At 67.6% G+C, this 18934-nt stretch carries 17 protein-coding genes; 14 read left to right on the plus strand and 3 right to left on the minus strand.

Annotated features, from left to right (window positions below):
- Window positions 1-295: 295 nt before the first annotated feature.
- From C3B78_RS19635 to C3B78_RS06250, 5 genes are all read left to right on the plus strand, one after another.
- A complete protein-coding gene (locus C3B78_RS19635) occupies window positions 296-577 on the plus strand; it encodes a hypothetical protein (protein ID WP_158677196.1) in 282 nt (93 codons plus the stop codon).
- A 40-nt stretch (window positions 578-617) separates the two neighbouring features.
- The gene (gene ligA / locus C3B78_RS06235) at window positions 618-2858 is read left to right on the plus strand and encodes an NAD-dependent DNA ligase LigA (RefSeq protein ID WP_104997302.1); all 2241 of its coding nucleotides are present in this window, start codon (window positions 618-620) and stop codon (window positions 2856-2858) included.
- Window positions 2855-3664: an inositol monophosphatase family protein gene (locus C3B78_RS06240; protein ID WP_104997303.1), complete on the plus strand. Its 810-nt coding sequence runs from the start codon at window positions 2855-2857 to the stop codon at window positions 3662-3664. Before ligA ends, C3B78_RS06240 begins: the two co-directional genes overlap by 4 nt.
- Before the next feature lie 68 nt (window positions 3665-3732).
- Window positions 3733-4236, plus strand: coding sequence for a GNAT family N-acetyltransferase (locus tag C3B78_RS06245; protein WP_104997304.1), 504 nt, complete (start codon window positions 3733-3735; stop codon window positions 4234-4236).
- Window positions 4237-4282: 46 nt separating this feature from the next.
- Window positions 4283-4666: a RidA family protein gene (locus C3B78_RS06250; protein WP_104997305.1), complete on the plus strand. Its 384-nt coding sequence runs from the start codon at window positions 4283-4285 to the stop codon at window positions 4664-4666.
- Between the two features lie 16 nt (window positions 4667-4682).
- Here the strand turns inward: C3B78_RS06250 and C3B78_RS06255 are convergent, their stop codons facing one another.
- Window positions 4683-5348: a response regulator gene (locus tag C3B78_RS06255; protein ID WP_104997306.1), complete on the minus strand. Its 666-nt coding sequence runs from the start codon at window positions 5346-5348 to the stop codon at window positions 4683-4685.
- Window positions 5341-7071 (minus strand): sensor histidine kinase, encoded by a 1731-nt coding sequence (locus tag C3B78_RS06260; protein WP_104997307.1) that lies wholly within the window; start codon window positions 7069-7071, stop codon window positions 5341-5343. Before C3B78_RS06260 ends, C3B78_RS06255 begins: the two co-directional genes overlap by 8 nt.
- Before the next feature lie 215 nt (window positions 7072-7286).
- Between C3B78_RS06260 and C3B78_RS06265 the strand changes: the two genes are divergently transcribed.
- From C3B78_RS06265 to C3B78_RS06285, 5 genes are all read left to right on the plus strand, one after another.
- Window positions 7287-8786, plus strand: coding sequence for a CitMHS family transporter (locus tag C3B78_RS06265; protein WP_104997308.1), 1500 nt, complete (start codon window positions 7287-7289; stop codon window positions 8784-8786).
- Between the two features lie 145 nt (window positions 8787-8931).
- A complete protein-coding gene (gene gatC, locus C3B78_RS06270) occupies window positions 8932-9228 on the plus strand; it encodes an Asp-tRNA(Asn)/Glu-tRNA(Gln) amidotransferase subunit GatC (RefSeq protein WP_104997309.1) in 297 nt (98 codons plus the stop codon).
- 4 nt (window positions 9229-9232) lie between these two features.
- Window positions 9233-10813 carry an Asp-tRNA(Asn)/Glu-tRNA(Gln) amidotransferase subunit GatA gene (gene gatA / locus C3B78_RS06275; RefSeq protein WP_104997310.1) on the plus strand — a complete coding sequence of 527 codons (1581 nt, stop codon included), beginning with the start codon at window positions 9233-9235 and terminating at the stop codon, window positions 10811-10813.
- Window positions 10813-12321, plus strand: a complete 1509-nt coding sequence (gene gatB / locus C3B78_RS06280) for an Asp-tRNA(Asn)/Glu-tRNA(Gln) amidotransferase subunit GatB (protein WP_104997311.1) — start codon at window positions 10813-10815, stop codon at window positions 12319-12321. Before gatA ends, gatB begins: the two co-directional genes overlap by 1 nt.
- Before the next feature lie 214 nt (window positions 12322-12535).
- Window positions 12536-13117: a DUF5666 domain-containing protein gene (locus C3B78_RS06285; protein ID WP_104997312.1), complete on the plus strand. Its 582-nt coding sequence runs from the start codon at window positions 12536-12538 to the stop codon at window positions 13115-13117.
- A gap of 57 nt (window positions 13118-13174) precedes the next feature.
- Here C3B78_RS06285 and C3B78_RS06290 read toward each other — a convergent pair whose 3' ends face one another.
- Window positions 13175-14086 carry a LysR family transcriptional regulator gene (locus tag C3B78_RS06290; protein ID WP_104997313.1) on the minus strand — a complete coding sequence of 304 codons (912 nt, stop codon included), beginning with the start codon at window positions 14084-14086 and terminating at the stop codon, window positions 13175-13177.
- A gap of 127 nt (window positions 14087-14213) precedes the next feature.
- On the opposite strand from C3B78_RS06290, the gene tdh reads away from it, so the two are divergent.
- From tdh to hutI, 4 genes are read left to right on the plus strand one after another with little or no spacing between them, the layout of a single operon-like run.
- Window positions 14214-15260 (plus strand): L-threonine 3-dehydrogenase, encoded by a 1047-nt coding sequence (tdh, locus tag C3B78_RS06295; protein ID WP_104997314.1) that lies wholly within the window; start codon window positions 14214-14216, stop codon window positions 15258-15260.
- An 8-nt stretch (window positions 15261-15268) separates the two neighbouring features.
- The gene (locus tag C3B78_RS06300; protein ID WP_104997315.1) at window positions 15269-16477 is read left to right on the plus strand and encodes a glycine C-acetyltransferase; all 1209 of its coding nucleotides are present in this window, start codon (window positions 15269-15271) and stop codon (window positions 16475-16477) included.
- Between the two features lie 40 nt (window positions 16478-16517).
- On the plus strand, window positions 16518-17636 hold the full coding sequence (locus C3B78_RS06305; protein WP_104997316.1) for an NAD(P)/FAD-dependent oxidoreductase: 1119 nt from the start codon (window positions 16518-16520) through the stop codon (window positions 17634-17636).
- A gap of 11 nt (window positions 17637-17647) precedes the next feature.
- Window positions 17648-18859 (plus strand): imidazolonepropionase, encoded by a 1212-nt coding sequence (gene hutI, locus C3B78_RS06310; RefSeq protein ID WP_104997317.1) that lies wholly within the window; start codon window positions 17648-17650, stop codon window positions 18857-18859.
- Window positions 18860-18934 lie beyond the last annotated feature (75 nt).

Below are 18934 nucleotides of genomic sequence, written 5' to 3' on the forward strand. Positions count from 1 at the left end.
CCGCGCTGCCTCGGCGACGGCATCGGCCGCTGTCCTGGCCAGCACCCTGTGTCTCCTCCCGGCCAGCCCGGCGACCGCCGAGTCCCCGGAACCCGAACCGGCGTCCACAACGTCCCCTGGCCTGTGCCTCGTGTTCTGCGGGCAAGATCCCGCAGACAATCCGAATCCCGCGGAGCCCACCCGGACCCAGAAACCCAAGGAACCCGAAGGCCCGCCGGTTTCACCGGCCGATCCCGCGCCGGCCCCTCCGGAGCAGCCCGCTCCTTCGGTCGCGCCACCTGCCGAACCTGATCCCTTGCAGGCAGCCCCGTCGGCGGAAGCCGAAGATTCAGCCACCCCTTCGGCCACGGCAACGGGACTCACGGCTTCCCCACCGCCCACCGGCGCATCAAGCGGGCGGGACTGGAATACGCCCGTCACCAAGTCCGCCAAGGCCACGCGGGTTGCGGCAGTCGCGCCCGACGGGGACTCCGGTGGCGGCCCCGCCCTCCTGCCAGTCATTGCCGGCATCCTGCTGCTGGGCGCCGCCGCCGCATCCTTCGCATGGTGGGGCAGGAACCGCCTCCGGGCGCACTGACCGGGGACCCGCTCACCTGCCTTGATGGCAAGATAGGTCTGTGAGTACAGGACCAGGCCCCGCTGAACAGACCGCCACCCGCACCACGGAACCCGTCGAGCCGAACGCCATCCCCAGCGAATCGGTCCGCGGGGAATACGAAAACCTCGTGGACCTCGTCCGGAAATACCGCTTTGCCTATTACCAGGAAGACGCCCCGCTGGTCTCCGATGCGGAATTCGACGAGCTCTTCCGCCGGCTGGAGGAGATCGAGGCGCTCCACCCCGAACTCGTGGCCAACGATTCGCCCACCCAGGAGGTGGGCGGGGAAGTTTCGGCCGCCTTCGCAGCAGTGGAGCACCTCCAGCGGATGTACAGCCTCGAGGACGTCTTTTCCCTCGAGGAGCTGGAGGCTTGGCTTACCAGAGCGTCAGCAAGTATCGAGAAACTGGGCAACGGGTCGCAGAAGCCGGCCTGGCTGACCGAACTGAAGATTGACGGCCTGGCGGTCAACCTCCTGTACCGCGACGGGAAACTGGTGCGTGCTGCCACCCGCGGCGATGGGACCACCGGCGAGGACATCACGCACAACGTCCTGACCATCAAGGAAATCCCGCAGGAGCTCCGCGGCGGGAGCTTTCCGGCAGAAATGGAAGTCCGGGGCGAGGTATTTATCCCCTCCAAGGAATTCGCCGAGTTCAACGAGGCGCTGATCGAAGCGGGCAAGGCGCCCCTGGCCAACCCCCGCAACGCCGCTGCAGGCTCGCTCCGGCAGAAGGACCCGGCAGAAACAGCCAAGCGCCCGCTGAAGATGTTCGTCCACGGCATCGGTGCACGCGAGGGCCTCAAGGCCCGCAGCCAGTCCGAAACCTATGACCTGTTGAAGGACTGGGGCCTGCCCGTCAGCCCCTACTCCGAGGTGCTGGGGAGCCTGGACGAGGTCCTGGAATTCATCAGGCGCTACGGGGACAAACGCCACAAGCTGCTGCATGAGATCGACGGCATCGTCATCAAGGTCGACGACTTCGCCACCCAGCGGGCCCTCGGCTACACCACCCGGGTGCCGCGGTGGGCCGTCGCCTACAAGTATCCGCCGGAGGAAGTGCACACCAAGCTGCTGGACATCCAGGTCAACGTGGGGCGCACCGGCCGCGTGACGCCCTTTGGCCTCATGGAGCCCGTCAAAGTGGCGGGCTCAACGGTGGAGATGGCCACCCTCCACAACCAGGACGTGGTCAAGGCCAAAGGCGTGAAGATCGGCGACATCGTGATCCTGCGCAAGGCCGGCGACGTCATCCCGGAGATCGTGGGCCCCGTCCTTGCCCTCCGCGACCAGCAGGACCCGCCGGTACGCGACTTCGTGATGCCCACCGAATGCCCCTCCTGCGGCACACCGCTGGCTCCGGCCAAGGAGGGCGATGTGGACATCCGCTGCCCCAACGCCAAATCGTGCCCGTCGCAGCTAAGGGAGCGGGTTTTCCACCTGGCCGGCCGCGGAGCCTTCGACATCGAGGCCCTCGGCTGGGAGGCTGCCATTGCACTGACCCAGCCGGCCGAACCCGAAGTTCCGCCGCTCACCTCGGAAGCTGCGCTCTTCGACCTCACCCCCGAGGACCTGGCCGGAGTCCGGATCCGGCGCGAGAAGCGGTCCAAGGGCGTCCCCACCGGCGATTACGAACTGGTGCCCTATTTCTACAGCAAGGGCACGGCCAAAACCCCCTCCAAGCCCACGGCCACCACCGAGAAACTGTTCAAGGAACTGGAGAAGGCCAAAACCCAACCGCTGTGGAGGGTGCTGGTGGCCCTGTCCATCCGGCACGTGGGACCGCGGGCCTCGCGCGCCTTGGCGACGGCGTTCGGCAGCATGGATGCCATCCGCCAGGCGTCAGAGGAAGACCTGGCACACGTTGACGGCGTGGGCCCCACCATTGCCGCAGCGCTGAAGGAATGGTTCGCGGAGGACTGGCACCAGGAGATTGTTGACCGCTGGGCGGCCGCCGGCGTCCGGATGGAGGACGAACGCGACGAGTCCATGCCGCGGACCCTGGAAGGACTGACCGTGGTGGTGACCGGTTCCCTGCCGAACTTCAGCCGCGACGAGGCCAAGGAAGCCATCCTGGTCAGGGGAGGCAAGGCCGCGGGTTCGGTGTCCAGGAACACCAGCTACCTGGTGGCCGGGGAAAGCGCCGGCACCAAGCTGGACAAGGCCGAGCAGCTGGGCATCCCCGTGCTGGACGAGGACGGCTTCCGCCGGCTCCTGGCCGGCGGCCCGGCCGCCCTGGAAGAAAGCGGTGAATCATGACCAACCCCACGGAACTGCTGGAGATCGCCAAGGCTGCAGCGGCGGCGGGCGCCCAGGTCCTGGCAGGCAGGAACGCCGAGGAACTCCAGGCCAGCAACAAGGGGGACGCCGGCGATTGGGTCACCTCGTTCGACGTTGCCGCCGAGCATGCGGTCCGGGACGTCATCTCGGCCGCGCGGCCGGACGACAGCATCACCGGTGAGGAACACGGAACCACCCGGCCGGAAGCACCCACCGGCTACCGCTGGTCCATCGACCCGCTGGACGGAACCACCAACTTCATCCGCAACATCGTCTACTACGCCACCTCCGTGGCTGTGGCCGATGCCGACGGCGCCTGGCTGGCCGGCGTCGTCAACGCCCCGGCGCTGGGCCGCATCTATTACGCCGCCCGGGGCCACGGCGCCTGGCTTGAGGAAGGCGGCAGGGTTACCCGGCTGGACGGGCCCGTCCCCGGCAGGAAGGGGCAGATCCTGGCCACGGGCTTCAGTTACGATCCCGCCGTCCGCGCCGAGCAGGCCGCCTTCCTCGCCGAACTGCTGGACGGTTTCGCGGATGTCAGGCGGCTGGGTTCCGCTGCCCTGGACCTGTGCCTCGTTGCGGACGGCACCCACGATGCCTACGGTGAGCGCGGCCTCAACGAGCACGACTTCTCCGCGGGTGCACTGATCGCGGAAGAGGCCGGCTGCTGGGTCCGGCGGCCCCGACTGGCCAGTCCGCTGGAGGGCGGACCCGCCGACGGGGAGCGCCTGGACGCCTGGACCTGCGCCGGCGGGCTGGAGCTCTCCGGCAAGTTTCCGCTCTGACTGATAGTTCGGTCACGGAGAGGGGATTTTCGCGGGGTGCTACCGGCGGGTACCACTAGCATTGACGGGTGCAGCACCACATAACCGTCCGTCCCGCCGTGGCAACGGATTACGACGCCGTTGCCCGCATCACGCGTGATTCCTACCTCGCGGCGGGCTACTTCGAGGACGCCGACCACCCTTATATGCGCACAATCCAGGACGTTGCGCTGAGGGCCGCGAACGCCACCATCTGGGTGGCCGAGCGGGACGGCAAGGTGGTTGGTTCGGTGACACTGGCGCGAGCCGGGGAACCGTACGCGGATATCGCCCTTGATGACGAGCTGGAGTTCCGGATGCTGGTGGTGGACCCGGCCGTGCAGCGCACCGGCGCAGGCAAGGCCATGGTGGAAGCCATCCTCGAATACGCCAGGCAACTGGACGGTATCCGGGCCGTCGCGCTTACCACCGGGCAAACCTGGGAAAGCGCCCACGGCCTTTACCGCAAGACTGGCTTTACCCGTGTGCCCGAGCGCGATTGGCTGGTTCCCGGAACTGACATAAAACTGCTGGTTTACCGGCTGGACCTGTAGCAGCCCTACAGTGGTGCCGACCCAATCCAGTATTGAAAGGCCCACCATGCGCAAAACCTTCGGCACCGGCTCCGTCTGGGAACAGACCCTCGGCTACTCCCGCGCCGTCCAGGTGGACAACACCCTCTACATCTCGGCCACCGCGGCCAGCGGCGAGGACGGGATCGTGGGGGAGGACTTCTACACCCAGACCCAGTACATCCTGCAGAAACTCGGCAAGGTCCTGGCTGACGCCGGCTTCAGCTTCGAGGACGTCGTCCAGTCCAAGCTGTACCTGACGGACATCAGCAAGTGGGAGGAAGCCGGCCGTGCCCACGGCGAGGTGTTCGGCGAGATCCGCCCCACGCTGTCCCTGGTGCACGTCCTCCCGTTCCTGGACCCCAGGATGCTCGTGGAAATCGAGCTCGTTGCCCACAGGAGCGCAAGCTAGCCCAGGACCACCCGGCTCAGGCCCTCGGGGGCAGGCCGTAGCGGTGCTCCGGCCTGCCCGTCGTCCCGTACCTCAGCTGGATGTCCACGGCGCCGTCGTCCGCCAAGGCGGACAGGTACCGCTGGGCCGTGGCGCGCGAAACGCCCACCCGGCCGGCCACCTCGGCCGCCGAGTACTGTTCCCCGGGCACCAGCGATTCCAGCACCGCGGCCTCCGTGGCCGAACGCGGTTTTGGCGACGCCGTGACGTCGCCCGGGATCAGGGCGCGTTTGGCGCGCTCCACCGCGTCCTGGTCCAGCGCCCCGGGTTGCCCCAGCAGGCGCCGGTACCGGGCGTAGGAGCGCAGCTGCCGGGACAGGGCCTCCGACGTGAACGGTTTCAGCAGGTAGCCCAAGGCTCCGCGGCGGAAAGCCGTCCGGACGGAGGCGGCATCGGAGGCCGCGCTCAGCACGATGGTGTCCACGTCCAGCTGCTGGAGGAGGTCCAGGCCCGAGGCGTCCGGCAGGTAGACGTCCAGCAGCACCAGGTCCGGCCGCAGGCTGTGGATGGACTGCAGGGCCAGCGACACAGTGCCCACCGGCGCCAGTGCCAGGAACCCGGCCACGGAATCCACGTAGGCCGCGTGCAGCTTGGCCACATGGAAGTCGTCGTCAACGATCAGCACCCGAAAGTCTTCAGGCATTGGTGTCCTTTCCGGTTTGCCCCGTGGTGTTCCGGCCGGCCCGTGCTGCCGTGGTCCGCGGAAGTGTGGCCATGAAGACTGCGCCGGGCCCGCCCTTGGTGCCCGGATCCAGCACCTTGACGTCGCCGCCGCGGCGCCTCGCCAGCTGGCGTGCCAACGCCAGGCCAAAACCCTGGCCGCCGCCGCGGCCGCTGTGGGGTCCGGGTCCGGACGCCGTGCTGAACCCTTCGGCGAAGAAGGCCTCCCGGTCCGTTCCCACCGCCAGCCCGTCACCTGAATCGGCGACGACGATGTGCAGGGTGCCGCCGTCGTCGTCCGGCTCGTCCAGCACCTCCAGCTCAACCCAGCGGTCCTCCGAAGCGCCGGCCACCGCAGCGTTGACCGCGTTGTCGATCAGGTTGCCCAGCACGGTGGTGACGTCCTGGGGCTCGGCCACCTGCCCGCGGACCAGGGTCTCCGGACCGATCCGCAGCGCCACGCCCCGCTCGTCCGCCTCCACGCCCTTGGCCCCCACGAACGCCTGCAGGTAGGGGTCCTGGAGCAGCTCCGCCTGGTCTACCGGGAACTTCAGCGGGCCGGTGGCCGCCAGCCGGCCGAGGTACTCCCGGGCCTGTTGGTGCTGGCCGATGCTCATGAAGCCGGCAATGGTGTGCAGCTGGTTGGCGAACTCGTGGCGCTGGGCCCGCAACGCCGTGGACATGGTTCCCACGGCGTCCAGCTGCCTGGTGAGCTGCTGCAGTTCCGTGCGGTCCCGGAGCATCACCACCCAGCCCAGGTCCTCCCGCCGGTGCAGGGCCTTGCGGGCATTGGCCACCAGCACCCGTCCCCCCGCCACGAGCTCAAGTGCCTCCGGGCCGCCGGAACCGGGCCGGGTCAGCGATTTCAGCTGGTCCGGAACCGGCGCCTCCTCCCAGCGGCTTCCGGCCAGGTCCGGCAACCCCAGCAGCCGCTGCGCAGCGGAGTTGAACACGCTGATCCGGCCGTCGGCCGAAACGCCGATCACGCCGTCGTCAACGCCTTCGAGCACGGCCACCTGGTCGTGGACCAGCGTGCTGATCTCCTCCGGTTCCAGCCCCAGCGTGAGCCGCTGCAGCCGGCGGCGCAGCAGGAACGAACCCAGCACGCCGGCGAGCAGCGCGCCGGCCGCCGTGACGGCCACCGGGCCGATGTCGCGGGCCAGGCTCTGTCCCACGGTTTCCATGGAGTACCCCACGCTGACTTCGCCCACCACGGTGGTGCCGTCCGGAGCGTAGACGGGAACCTTCGCCCCCGCGGAGGGGCCCAGCGTTCCGGTGTTCCGGGTGGTGACCTCCCGGCCTGCCAGGGCCTCGGACGGATCGGTGCTGACTTTTTCGCCGAGCCGCTCCGGGTCCGGGTGGGCCAGCCTGAGGCCGGTCTCATCGGTGATCACCACGAACAGGGCGCCGGTCCGGGCCCGCGCGGCTTCGGCTGCCTCCATGAGGGGACCCGCGGCCAGTTCCGCGGCCGGGGGAGTACCCGGCTGTTGGCTGATTGCCAGCACGTCCGCCCGCACTGAGGCGTCCGAGGCTAACGTCCTGGCCAGGGTCAGGGCCCGGTTTTCCGCCTCGCTGCCCGCGCGGTCATAGGTCAGCCAGGCGTGGACGGCTGCGCTGAACAGGACAACCAGGAGCACCACGGACAGTTGCAGCAGGAGGGTCTGGGTGGAGAACCGCAGCGGCGGCCGGGGCGCAGGGCGCTGCATGATCCTCCTTGAATCGAGCGGGCGGCACAGTGCCGACCCGCTGCAGGTGGCCGGACCGCAGTGAACACAAACCGACGTGAGCACAATGAGCAAAATGCTCCCAATAAGCAGTATGCCAATCAATTGAGCCAAAGGCACTGCCGTGACGGCGGCCACCCTACAGTCTGTAGCACGCGTCACACCGCTGTGCCGCTGTTCACAAGAAGGAGCCGGCCGTGCTGGTATTACTTGGATTCGCCATGATCGCGGTATTCATGGTGCTGATCATGACGAAGAAGTTGACGCCGGTGCTGGCGTTGATCATCGTCCCCACTGTTTTTGGCCTTTTTGCCGGTGCCGGCCTGGGCATCGGCGACATGGTGATGGACTCCATGAAGTCCATGACCTCCACCGCAGCCCTGCTCATGTTCGCCATCATCTACTTCGGGCTGATGATCGACGTCGGGCTCTTCGATCCGCTGGTCCGCTTCATCCTCCGCAAGTTGGGCAATGACCCCGCCAAGGTTGTCCTGGGAACCGCCATCCTCGCCGCAGCTGTATCCCTTGACGGCGACGGCTCCACCACCTTCATCCTCACCACCGCAGCCATGCTGCCGATCTACCTGCGGCTGAAGATGAGCCCCGTGGTCCTCACCTGCGTGGCGGGCCTGGCCAACGGCACCATGAACATCGTGCCGTGGGGCGGCCCCACCGCCCGCGCCGCCAGCGCCCTGAAGATCGACGTCAATGACGTCTTCGTCCCCATGATCCCGTCCCTCCTCGGGGGCGTCGCCGTGGTCATGGCCTTCGCCTGGGTCCTGGGACTGCAGGAACGCAACCGCCTCCGCGCCACGGCGCCGGAAATCTGGTCTGTCCCTGAAACCGCCGAAGGGTTCGACGGCGGCACGCAGCCTTCCGGTGGGGCCAGTGGTTCGGGAACCGCCCGCGGACGCAAGGAGACCAACCCCGGCGGAGCAGCCCCGGCCGGTGTGTCCCCGGAGGGGTCCTCCGTTGCCGTCCTGGACCGCACCGAAACTCCCCAGGACGCACAGCGCTCGCAGGACGTACAGGATGCCGGGCTGGCTGACACGGCCCTGGACCCCAACCGCTCCACGCTCCGGCCCAAACTGTTCGGGTTCAACCTGGCCCTCACGGTGGCCGTGATGGGCATGCTCATCGCCGATCTCGTGCCCCTGCCCTACGTCTTCATGGTGGGATCGGCCATCGCCCTGCTGGTGAACTTCCCCCGCGTCAAGGACCAGGCCACGCAGATCGTGGCCCACGCGCCGTCGATCGTTGCCGTGGTCAGCATGGTCATGGCCGCAGCCGTGCTCACCGGTGTCCTGACCGGTACCGGCATGGTGGAAGCGATGTCCGCCTGGCTTGTACAGATCATCCCGTCCAGCATGGGCCCGCTGATGGCCGTGATCACCGGCATCCTCAGCATCCCCATGACGTTCTTCATGAGCAACGACGCCTTCTACTTCGGCGTCCTGCCCGTGCTCAGCGAGACCGCAGGCCACTACGGAATCACCGCCGCCGAAATGGCCCGGGCCTCCATCACCGGCCAGCCGTTCCACATGCAGAGCCCGCTGGTTCCCGCCATCCTGCTCCTGGTATCGCTGGCGAAGGTGGACCTCGGCGACCACCACAAGAAAGTCCTGTGGCGCAGCGCCGTAGTGTCCCTGGTCATGCTGGGAATTGGCATGCTGACTGGAGCCATTGGAATCGGTTAGTCTGTAGCTGCCGTGCTGCCGCCATTCGTGGCGGGACCCGGCAAGAAGGTGCCCGTCTGACGCCCGCTGGGGGTCGTCAGACGGGCATCATCGTTTCCCCACTAGAATGGATCGGAAATCAATTCAAACTTTGCAGGGGAGATCCATGGCTGCGATCAACCGTGACGACGTCGCGCACCTCGCGCGGCTCGCTCACATTGAGATGAGTGACCAAGAGCTGGACAGGATGGCCGGCGAACTCGCCGTCATTGTTGATTCGGTCAAATCCGTCAGTCAGGCCGCCGGCGACGACGTCCCGGCCACTTCACACCCCATTCCGCTGAGCAATGTGTTCCGCGAAGACGTTGTGGGCCACACCTTCACGGCGGAACAGGCACTCTCCGGGGCGCCCGACTCCGAAGACAACCGTTTCAAGGTCCCGGCAATCCTGGATGAGGCATAAACCCATGACTGACACGAACAAACTCATCCGCCTCTCCGCCGCCGAGCTGGCCGAAAAGCTCGCCGCCGGCGAGGTCACCTCCGTCGAGGCCACCCAGGCGTACCTGGACCGGATCGCGGAGGTGGACGGCGGTGAACGCGGCGTCAACGCGTTCCTGCACGTCAATGCAGAGGAAGCGCTCGCCGTCGCCGCCGAGGTGGACGCCATCCGCGCCGCCGGCGGTGCGGAGGCCGAAGCGTTGCATGTCCTCGCGGGCGTGCCCATCGCCGTGAAGGACCTCATCGTCACCATCGGCCAGCCCACCACCGCGGGATCCAAGATCCTCGAAGGCTGGCACAGCCCGTACGACGCCACCGTCGTCGAACGCCTGCGGGCCGCGAAGATGCCCATCCTGGGCAAGACCAACCTGGACGAGTTCGCCATGGGCTCCTCCACCGAGCATTCCGCGTACGGCCCCACCCGCAACCCCTGGGACCTGGACCGCATTCCCGGCGGGTCCGGCGGCGGGTCCGCGGCCGCCGTCGCCGCCTTTGAGGCGCCCCTCGCCCTCGGCACCGACACCGGCGGATCCATCCGCCAGCCCGGCGCCGTCACCGGCACCGTGGGCGTGAAGCCCACGTACGGCAGCGTTTCCCGTTACGGGGCCATCGCCATGGCGTCCTCGCTGGACCAGATCGGGCCGGTTTCCCGGACCGTCCTTGACTCCGCGCTCCTGCACCAGGTCATCGGCGGGCACGATCCCCGCGACTCCACCTCGCTGCCGGACCCGCTTGCCGACCTCGTCGCCGCTGCCAAGACCGGCAACGTTGAGGGCCTGCGGATCGGCATCATCAAGGAGCTGCACGGCGAGGGCTACCAGGCCGGCGTCGAGAACCGCTTCAACGACGCCCTGGAACTCCTCAAGGAGGCCGGCGCGCAGATCGTTGAGGTTTCGTGCCCCAACTTCCAGTACGCCCTGGGCGCCTACTACCTGATCATGCCCTCCGAGGCGTCCTCCAACCTCGCCAAGTTCGACGGCGTCCGGTACGGCCTGCGCGTCCTCCCCGAAGAGGGCCCCATGACCATCGAACGCGTCATGGGTGCCACCCGCGCCGCCGGTTTCGGCGATGAGGTGAAGCGCCGCATCATCCTGGGCACCTACGCCCTGTCCGCCGGCTACTACGACGCCTACTACGGCTCGGCGCAGAAGGTCCGGACCCTGGTACAGCGCGACTTCGACGCCGCGTTCACCGTGGCGGACGTCCTGATTTCTCCTACGGCCCCCACCACGGCCTTCCGCCTCGGCGAGAAGCTGGACGATCCCCTGGCCATGTACCTCAATGACGTCGCCACCATCCCGGCCAACCTCGCCGGCGTTCCCGGGCTCTCCCTGCCGGGCGGCCTGGCGGACGAGGACGGGCTGCCCGTGGGCATCCAGCTGCTGGCCCCTGCCCGCGAGGACGCCCGCCTGTACCGCGTGGGCGCCGTCCTGGAGTCGCTGCTGGAGGCCAAGTGGGGCGGCCCGCTGCTGGCCCAGGCCCCGGCGCTGGCCGCCTCGGCGGTTGGGCCCGTTGAAACCCTTGTTGGAAGCCAGGAGGCAAAATAATGAACACTGAAGCAATCCTGAGCTTTGAAGAGGCCATGGAGAAGTACGATCCCGTCCTGGGGTTCGAGGTCCACGTTGAGCTCAACACCAAGACCAAGATGTTCTCCTCCGCCCCGAACGTCTTCGGCGACGAGCCCAACACCAATGTCAACGAGGTGGACCTTGGCATGCCGGGCGTCCTGCCTGTGGTGAACAAGACGGCGGTGGAGTCCTCCATCAAGATCGGCCTGGCGCTCAATTGCAAGATTGCCGAGAGCTGCCGGTTTGCCCGGAAGAACTACTTCTACCCGGACACCCCCAAGAACTTCCAGACGTCCCAGTACGACGAGCCCATCGCATACGACGGCTACCTGGACATCGAGCTCTCCGACGGCACCGTGTTCCGCGTGGAAATCGAGCGCGCGCACATGGAGGAGGACGCCGGGAAGTTGACCCACATGGGCGGGGCCACCGGCCGCATCCACGGGGCCGATTTCTCCCTGGTTGACTACAACCGCGCCGGCGTTCCGCTGGTGGAGATCGTCACGAAGCCCATCGAGGGGGCAGGCTCCCGCGCCCCGGAGCTGGCCAAGGCCTACGTTGCCGCCGTCCGCGAGATCGTCAAGAACCTGGGCGTGTCCGACGCGAAGATGGAACGCGGCAACGTGCGCTGCGACGCCAACGTGTCGCTGCGCCCGCATGGCCGGGAAAGGTTCGGCATCCGGTCCGAAACCAAGAACGTGAACTCGCTGCGCGCCGTCGAACACGCCGTCCGCTACGAGATCCAGCGCCACGCCGCCGTCCTGGACGCCGGCAACCCCGTGGTGCAGGAAACCCGCCACTGGCACGAGGACACCCGCACCACCACCTCGGGCCGGCCCAAGTCCGATGCCGACGACTACCGCTACTTCCCGGAACCGGACCTGGTTCCCGTGGTGGCTTCCCGCGAATGGGTTGAGGAACTCCGGGCCACCCTGCCCGAGCCGCCGGCCGCCCGCCGCAAGCGCCTCCAGGCAGACTGGGGCTACTCGGACCTCGAATTCCGCGACGTGGTCAACGCCGGCGTCATGGACGAGATCGAAGAAACCATCGCCGCCGGAGCCTCGGCCTCCGTGGCCCGCAAGTGGTGGATGGGCGAGATCGTGGGCCGCGCCAAGAACGCTGACGTGGACCCGGGCCAGCTCGGCGTCCAGCCCGCCACCATCGTGGAGCTCGCCCGCATGGTGGAGGCAGGCCAGATCAACAACAAGATGGCTTCCGAGGTGCTGGACGGCGTCCTCGCCGGCGAAGGCACGCCGGCGGAGATCGTGGAGGAGCGCGGCCTGGCCGTTGTTTCCGACGACGGGCCCCTGCTGGAAGCCATCGACGCCGCCCTGGCCGCGCAGCCCGACGTCGCGGACAAGATCCGCGGCGGCAAGGTCCAGGCTATCGGCGCGATCGTGGGCGGGGTCATGAAGGCTACCCGCGGCCAGGCCGACGCCGCGCGCGTCCGCGAGCTGATCCTGGAGAAGCTGGGCGTCACCGTCTAGCCCTCCCACCCCAACCGGGTAGCGCCAAGTGTCGTTATGGGCTCCCATAACGACACTTGGCGCTACCCGGTTTTTGTATTAAGTACTCAGGTGCGTGCGCCGCGAAAGTACTTATGTTCACTGGCCGGCCGCGGTCCTACACTGAACCGCAGGACACCGCTTCGAGGAACAAGCAGGCCGGTGTTGTGGGAGATGCTGTGTGGGAGGAATGGACATGTCCGTCAGGGATGCATTGAAGATCCGCAAGGCCCTGCTCGCCGGAGCCGTGGCCCTGACCCTGACGGGGGCCGGGGTCGCCTTTGCCTGGGCCGCCGACTCGCCGCAGCCCTCCCCGTCGCAGTCGGCGCCGGGGCAGGAGAACCGGCCGGCCAAACCGGACAAGACCCAGCGGCCGCAGCACCTGCACAGCGAGGGCGTGGTTAAGAAAGCGGACGGCACCTTCCAGACCGTCCTCGAGCAGCGCGGCACGGTGGAGTCAGTCAGTGACACCTCGATCACCGTCAAGAGCGAGGACGGCTACTCGCAGACCTACGCTGTCAACGCGGAGACGAAGATCAAGCAGGTACCTGCCCCCGCCGCCAACGGCTCTTCGGCAACGCCCGACGGCGGCAAGCGGCTTAAGCCGACGGGCGGAACCATCGCGGACATCGCCGCCGGCGACACGGTCCGGATTTCCGGCGTCAGGAATGGGGACCAGGCCACGGCCGGGCGGATTGTTGAAGGGGCCGGTGACGGTCCGGGACTCGGGCTGGGCCGGGGCCACGAAAAAGGCCACGGTAAACGCCATGCAAAGTAGGTAGCAGCAAGTGTCGTTTTGACCCCTCAAAACGACACTTAGCGCTACCTAGTTGGGTCAGCCCCGTTCCACCAGCCCGGCCATGATCTTCTGCAGCGCCTCGGAGACGATCGTGACCGAACGGCGCTTCAGGTTCTCCGGCCGGGCCAAAAGGTCGATCCGGCGCCGGGTGCTGATGCCAGCCAGCGGCCGCAGCACGATGTCCGGGTTGAGCACCGGGCCGGCGGTGTACCTCGGGAGCAGGCCCACCACTCCGCCGGCAGCAACCAGGGCCGCCACCGTGGAGTAGTCGTTGATCCGGTGGACGATGTTCGGCTCACGGCTGGAAACCGCGGCGACGGCGGACAGCACGTCGGCGGGAGAGTAACCGGTGTGGCTGGTCACCCAGGCCTCGCCGCCGACGTCGTCCGCCGTCACCGCAGCCTTGGCCGCGAGGGGATGCCCGGCCGGCAAGGCCACATCCAGCGGTTCGTGCGCCAGTGGTATCACGGTGACGCGCTCTGCCGGCCACCGCGGGCTGTGGTCCATCCTGTGGGCGAGCACCAGGTCATAGCGTGCGGTCAGGGCGGGAAAGTCCTGCTGGGCAACGTCCTCATCCGAGAGTTCTATGCGCGGCTGGCCCGGGGCGTCAAGGATCCGCGCCAACGGAGCGAACACCGCCTGGCCGGCACTGTGGAACCCGCACAGGGTCACCCGCCCGGCCGACGAGCCGTGATAGTTCCCGATGGCGCCCCGGGCGTCGGCCATGGCACTGACGACGGCTGCCCCGGCGTCGGCCAGCACCTGGCCTGCCTCGGTAAGGACCAGGTTGCGGCCGTCCTTGCGGGTGAGGGGAACGTCGATTTTCCGCTGCAGCAGCGCCAGTTGCTGGGAGACGGCGGACGGGGTGACCATGAGGGTATCGGCCACGGCCTTGACGCTTCCCAAGGCGCCGAGTTCCCGGAGGATTTCAAGCTGGTGGATTTCCATCCCGCCAGTCTACGCATTAGGCAAGCTACATCGTCGATTGAGAATTCCACTGTTGTGCTAAAGCTTTCCCCTCGCTGTAATGGGGAAGGCAGGACATGCCAGAGACAGACAAAGAGTGAGGAAGCCGATGAAGGCTTTGTACAAGGCCGGCCCACAGGCGGGCTTCGAACTGGTGGAGCGCCCCGAACCCGAGGCCGGCCCCGCGGACGTGAAGATCCGGGTCATGACCACCGGGATCTGCGGCACGGACCTGCACATCCAGTCCTGGGACTCCTGGGCGCAGGGGATCATTGAAGCTCCCCTCATCCCCGGCCATGAGTTTTACGGTGAAGTAGTGGAGACTGGCCAAGACGTCCGCGACGTCAAGGTGGGCGACCGGGTGTCCGGCGAAGGCCACGTTGTCTGCGGCATCTGCCGCAACTGCCGGGCCGGCAGGCGCCAGATGTGCATCCACACCGTGAGCGTAGGCGTGCAGCGGGACGGCGCTTTCGCGGAGTATGTGGTGATTCCCGAGACCAACGTCTGGGTCCACCACGACCCTTCGGTCACCCCGGAGCTCGGCGCCATCTTCGACCCCTTCGGCAACGCCACGCATACGGCGCTGAGCTTTCCCCTGGTGGGCGAGGACGTCCTCATTACCGGCGCCGGCCCCATCGGCCTGATGGCCATCGCCGTCGCCCGCCATGCCGGTGCCCGCAAGATCGCCATTACCGACGTGTCCCGCCCCCGGCTGGAGCTTGCCCGCCAGCTGGGCGCCGACCTTGCCATCGACGTTTCCACCACCCGCGTCCGCGACGCCCAGCGCAGCCTGGGAATGCGCGAGGGCTTTGACATCGGAATGGAAATGTCCGGCCACCCCGGCGCGCTGCCCGAGATGATCGACAACATGAACCACGGCGGCAGGATCGCCATGCTGGGGCTGCCCAGCCAGGACATCATCATCGACTGGAGCAAGGTGGTCACCCACATGCTCACGCTCAAAGGCATTTACGGCCGCGAAATGTATGAGACCTGGTACGCCATGAGCGCCATGCTCTCTTCCAACCCCGTACTGCACGCCGGAATTTCCGCCGTCGTTACTGACACCTTGCCTGCCGGCCAATGGGAAAAAGGCTTCGCCCTTGCCCGCAGCGGCACAGGTGGCAAAGTTGTCCTCGACTGGACCCAACTCTAAGGAACGCCATGTACACCTCGATCAAGGACCAGCTGCGCACAGAGCTGGAGGACATCCGCAGCGCGGGCCTCTTCAAGACAGAACGCAGCATCAGTTCCCCGCAGTCCAGCCACATCACCGCCGGGCAGATGGGGCAGCAGGGCGCGGACGTGCTGAACTTCTGCGCCAACAACTACCTTGGCCTGGCGGACCATCCGGACATCATCCGCGCGGCCAAGGACGCCATGGATGAACGCGGCTTCGGCATGGCAAGCGTGCGGTTCATCTGCGGCACCCAGGACCTGCACCTGGCCCTTGAATCCCGCGTCTCCCGGTTCCTGGGCACCGAGGACACCATCCTGTTCTCCAGCTGCTTCGACGCCAACGGCGGGGTGTTCGAGTCCCTGTTCGGGCCGGAGGATGCCATCATCTCCGATGCCCTGAACCACGCGTCCATCATCGACGGCATCCGCCTCTGCAAAGCGCAGCGCTACCGTTACGCGAACCAGGACATGGCGGACCTGGAGGCGAAGCTTGTGGAGGCTTCCACGCAGGACCAGCCCGCCCGCCGCAAGGTCATCGTCACGGACGGGGTCTTTTCCATGGACGGTTACCTTGCCCCGCTTGAAGCCATCTGCGACCTCGCCGAGAAGTACGACGCCATGGTGATGGTTGACGACTCGCACGCCGTAGGCTTCATGGGCGCCACCGGTGCCGGAACGCCCGAACACGCAGGAGTTTCGCACCGCGTTGACATCTACACCGGCACGTTCGGCAAGGCGCTGGGCGGAGCATCCGGGGGCTATGTGTCCGGCCGCGCCGAAGTGGTGGCAATGCTCCGGCAGAAGGCCCGCCCGTACCTCTTCTCCAATTCGCTGGCCCCCGCGATCGTCGCCGCCACCATCAAGGCGCTGGACCTGGTGGAGAACTCGGCGGACCTGCGGCGCACGCTCTTCGGAAACGCCGCCCTGTTCCGGCGCCGGATGACGGAGGAGGGCTTTGACCTCCTGCCCGGCGAGCATGCCATTGTTCCGGTCATGTTCGGCGACGCCGTGATGGCTGCCAAGGTCGCTGACCGGATGCTGCAGCATGGCGTCTTCGTCACCGCGTTCAGCTTTCCGGTGGTTCCGCGGGGTGCCGCCCGTATCCGGGTGCAGCTTTCAGCTGCGCATTCAGCGGACGACGTCGAAGCCTGCGTGCGTGCCTTCGTCGCCAGCCGGGCGGAAGTGGCAGGCTAAGACAGGAAAGGCCGGGCACCAACTCTGCGAGGATGGAGAAATGGCAGCACATTACGATGTCCTGATCGTGGGCGGCGGCATTGCCGGACTGTCCCTGGCGTCCGCGCTGGCGGACAGTTGCAGCGTGGCGCTGGTAGAGGCTGAGCAGGAGCTGGCGTACCACACTTCCTCCCGCTCGGCCCGCCAGTTCATCCCCAGCTACGGCCCGCCGGTTGTCCAGGAACTGACCGTGCGGACACTTGAGCTGATTGCCGCCCGGGATGCAGAGCTGCCCCGGCCAGTCCTTACGCCGCGCAGCTTCATGCTGATCGGCTCCGAGGAAGCAGTGGCAGCCGAAGCCAGCCGGCACATGCAGCCCATCACGCCCGCTGAAGCGCTGGAACTGTGCCCGGCGCTGGTCCCCGGCACATTCCAGGCGGCAGGACTGGACGCCGGGTCCTACGGATGCGATGCGCCACTGCTCCTGGAGGACCACCGGCAGCGCGCTGCGGCTGCCGGAGCGGACATCATCACTGGCGCCAGGGTGCACACCGCGCAGCGCCTTGGCTCCGGCTGGCAGGTGGGTGCCGGGACGGAGGGCTTCCAGGCGGGCGTCCTGGTCAACGCCGCCGGAGCGTGGGCGGACGAGCTCGCCGTCATCAGCGGTGTGGAGAAGCTGGGGCTGCAGCCGTACCGGCGCACCGCGGCGATTGCCGCCGTCGAACATCCCCTGCCTGAACGCTGTCCCATGGTGGCGGCAGCGGACAACACGTTCTATTTCCGCCGGGATGGGGACGACGTGCTGATCTCGCCATCTGAATCTGAACCGAGCGGGCCGGAGGACGCCCGTCCGCGGCCGGGGGACATCGAGCGGCTGGTGGGCAGGCTGAACCAGGTGACCACCCTCGGGATCAAGGACATCCGCCGGGCGTGGACAGGGTTGCGGACGGAAGCTGCCGACGGCGTCCCCGTGGCAGGGTTCGACGCCGAAGCGCCCGGCTTCTACTGGCTGGCCGGCCAGGGCGGCTACGGTTTCCAGACCTCTTCGGCCATAGCTGAGCTCGCGGCCGCCCAGATCCTGGCCGGCAAGGGCGGTGCGGCTGCCGCAGCCGGCACGGATGGTCCGGCATCCCGGACAGCGCAGGCCCTGGCGGCCACCCGCTGGTCCGTCCGGCGCTGAACAATGGCTGTATGAGTACGCTGATCACCAATATCGCCGAGCTGATGACGCAGGACCTGGAGCACCGGGTCCTGACGGACGCCGCAGTGGTGGTCGAAGGTGAGCGGATCTCCTGGATCGGTCCAGCAGCCGATGCCCCGGCCGCGGACGACGCCGTGGACGCCGGCGGCCGGGCCCTGCTTCCCGGCTGGGTGGATTCCCATACCCATCTGCTGTTTGCCGGTGATCGGACGGCAGAGTTCGAGGCGCGGATGGCGGGGGAGTCCTACTCGGCCGGCGGGATTGCGGTGACCATGAACGCCACCCGTGCCACCTCCGATTTCGACCTCACCCGCCTGGCCCTGGGCCGCGTGGCCGAGGCCGTCTCGCAGGGGACCACCTACCTTGAGACGAAGACCGGCTACGGCCTCGACGTGGAACACGAGGCCCGAAGTGCCCGCATAGCTTCCACCGTGGCGGACCAGGTGACGTATCTCGGGGCGCACCTGGTCCCTTCCGGGCAGGACCCGGATGCCTACACGGACCTCGTGTGCGGCCCCATGCTCACCGCCGTCCGGCCCTACGTGCAGTGGGCCGATGTTTTCTGCGAGGAAGGGGCTTTCACGGCCGGGCAGTCCCGCCGGGTCCTGCAGGCATGCCGTGATGCGGGGCTGGGGCTGCGGGTCCACGGGAACCAGCTCGGTGAAGGCCCGGGCGTGCAGCTCGCCGTTGAATTCGAAGCAGCCAGCGTGGACCACGTGAACTACCTCGCGGACAAGGATGTGGATGCGCTGGCCGGCACCTGGGGCGGCTGGGATGCCGGCAGCGGGACGGGGACGCGCGGAACCGTGGCAACCTGCCTGCCGGCGTGCGACCTCTCCACGCGCCAGCCACTTGCGCCCGCGCGGGAGCTGCTGGATGCCGGGGTCCAGGTGGCCCTCGCCTCCAACTGCAATCCAGGCACCTCCTACACAAGCTCGATGGCATTCTGTGTCACCACTGCGGTGCTGCAGATGCGGCTCAGCGTCCATGAAGCCGTCCGTGCCGCGACGTACGGCGGCGCCTTGGCCCTCCACAAGGACAAAGGCAACGACGCCGACGGCGAGCGTGCGGTGGGGTCGGTCGCCGTCGGACACCGCGCGGACCTGCACCTGCTGAACGCGCCCTCGGCCACCCATCTCGCCTACCGGCCTGGCATGCCCCTGACGTACGCTGTATGGCGGGCCGGCCGGCGGGAGCGGTAGCTCGTGGCCGATCAACTGACGTTAGTTGATCATTAGGGTTCTGTTATGATCAGAAAACGTCATCACAGCCCGGTG

The organism is Arthrobacter sp. PGP41 (assembly GCF_002953935.1).
GTDB lineage: Bacteria > Actinomycetota > Actinomycetes > Actinomycetales > Micrococcaceae > Arthrobacter.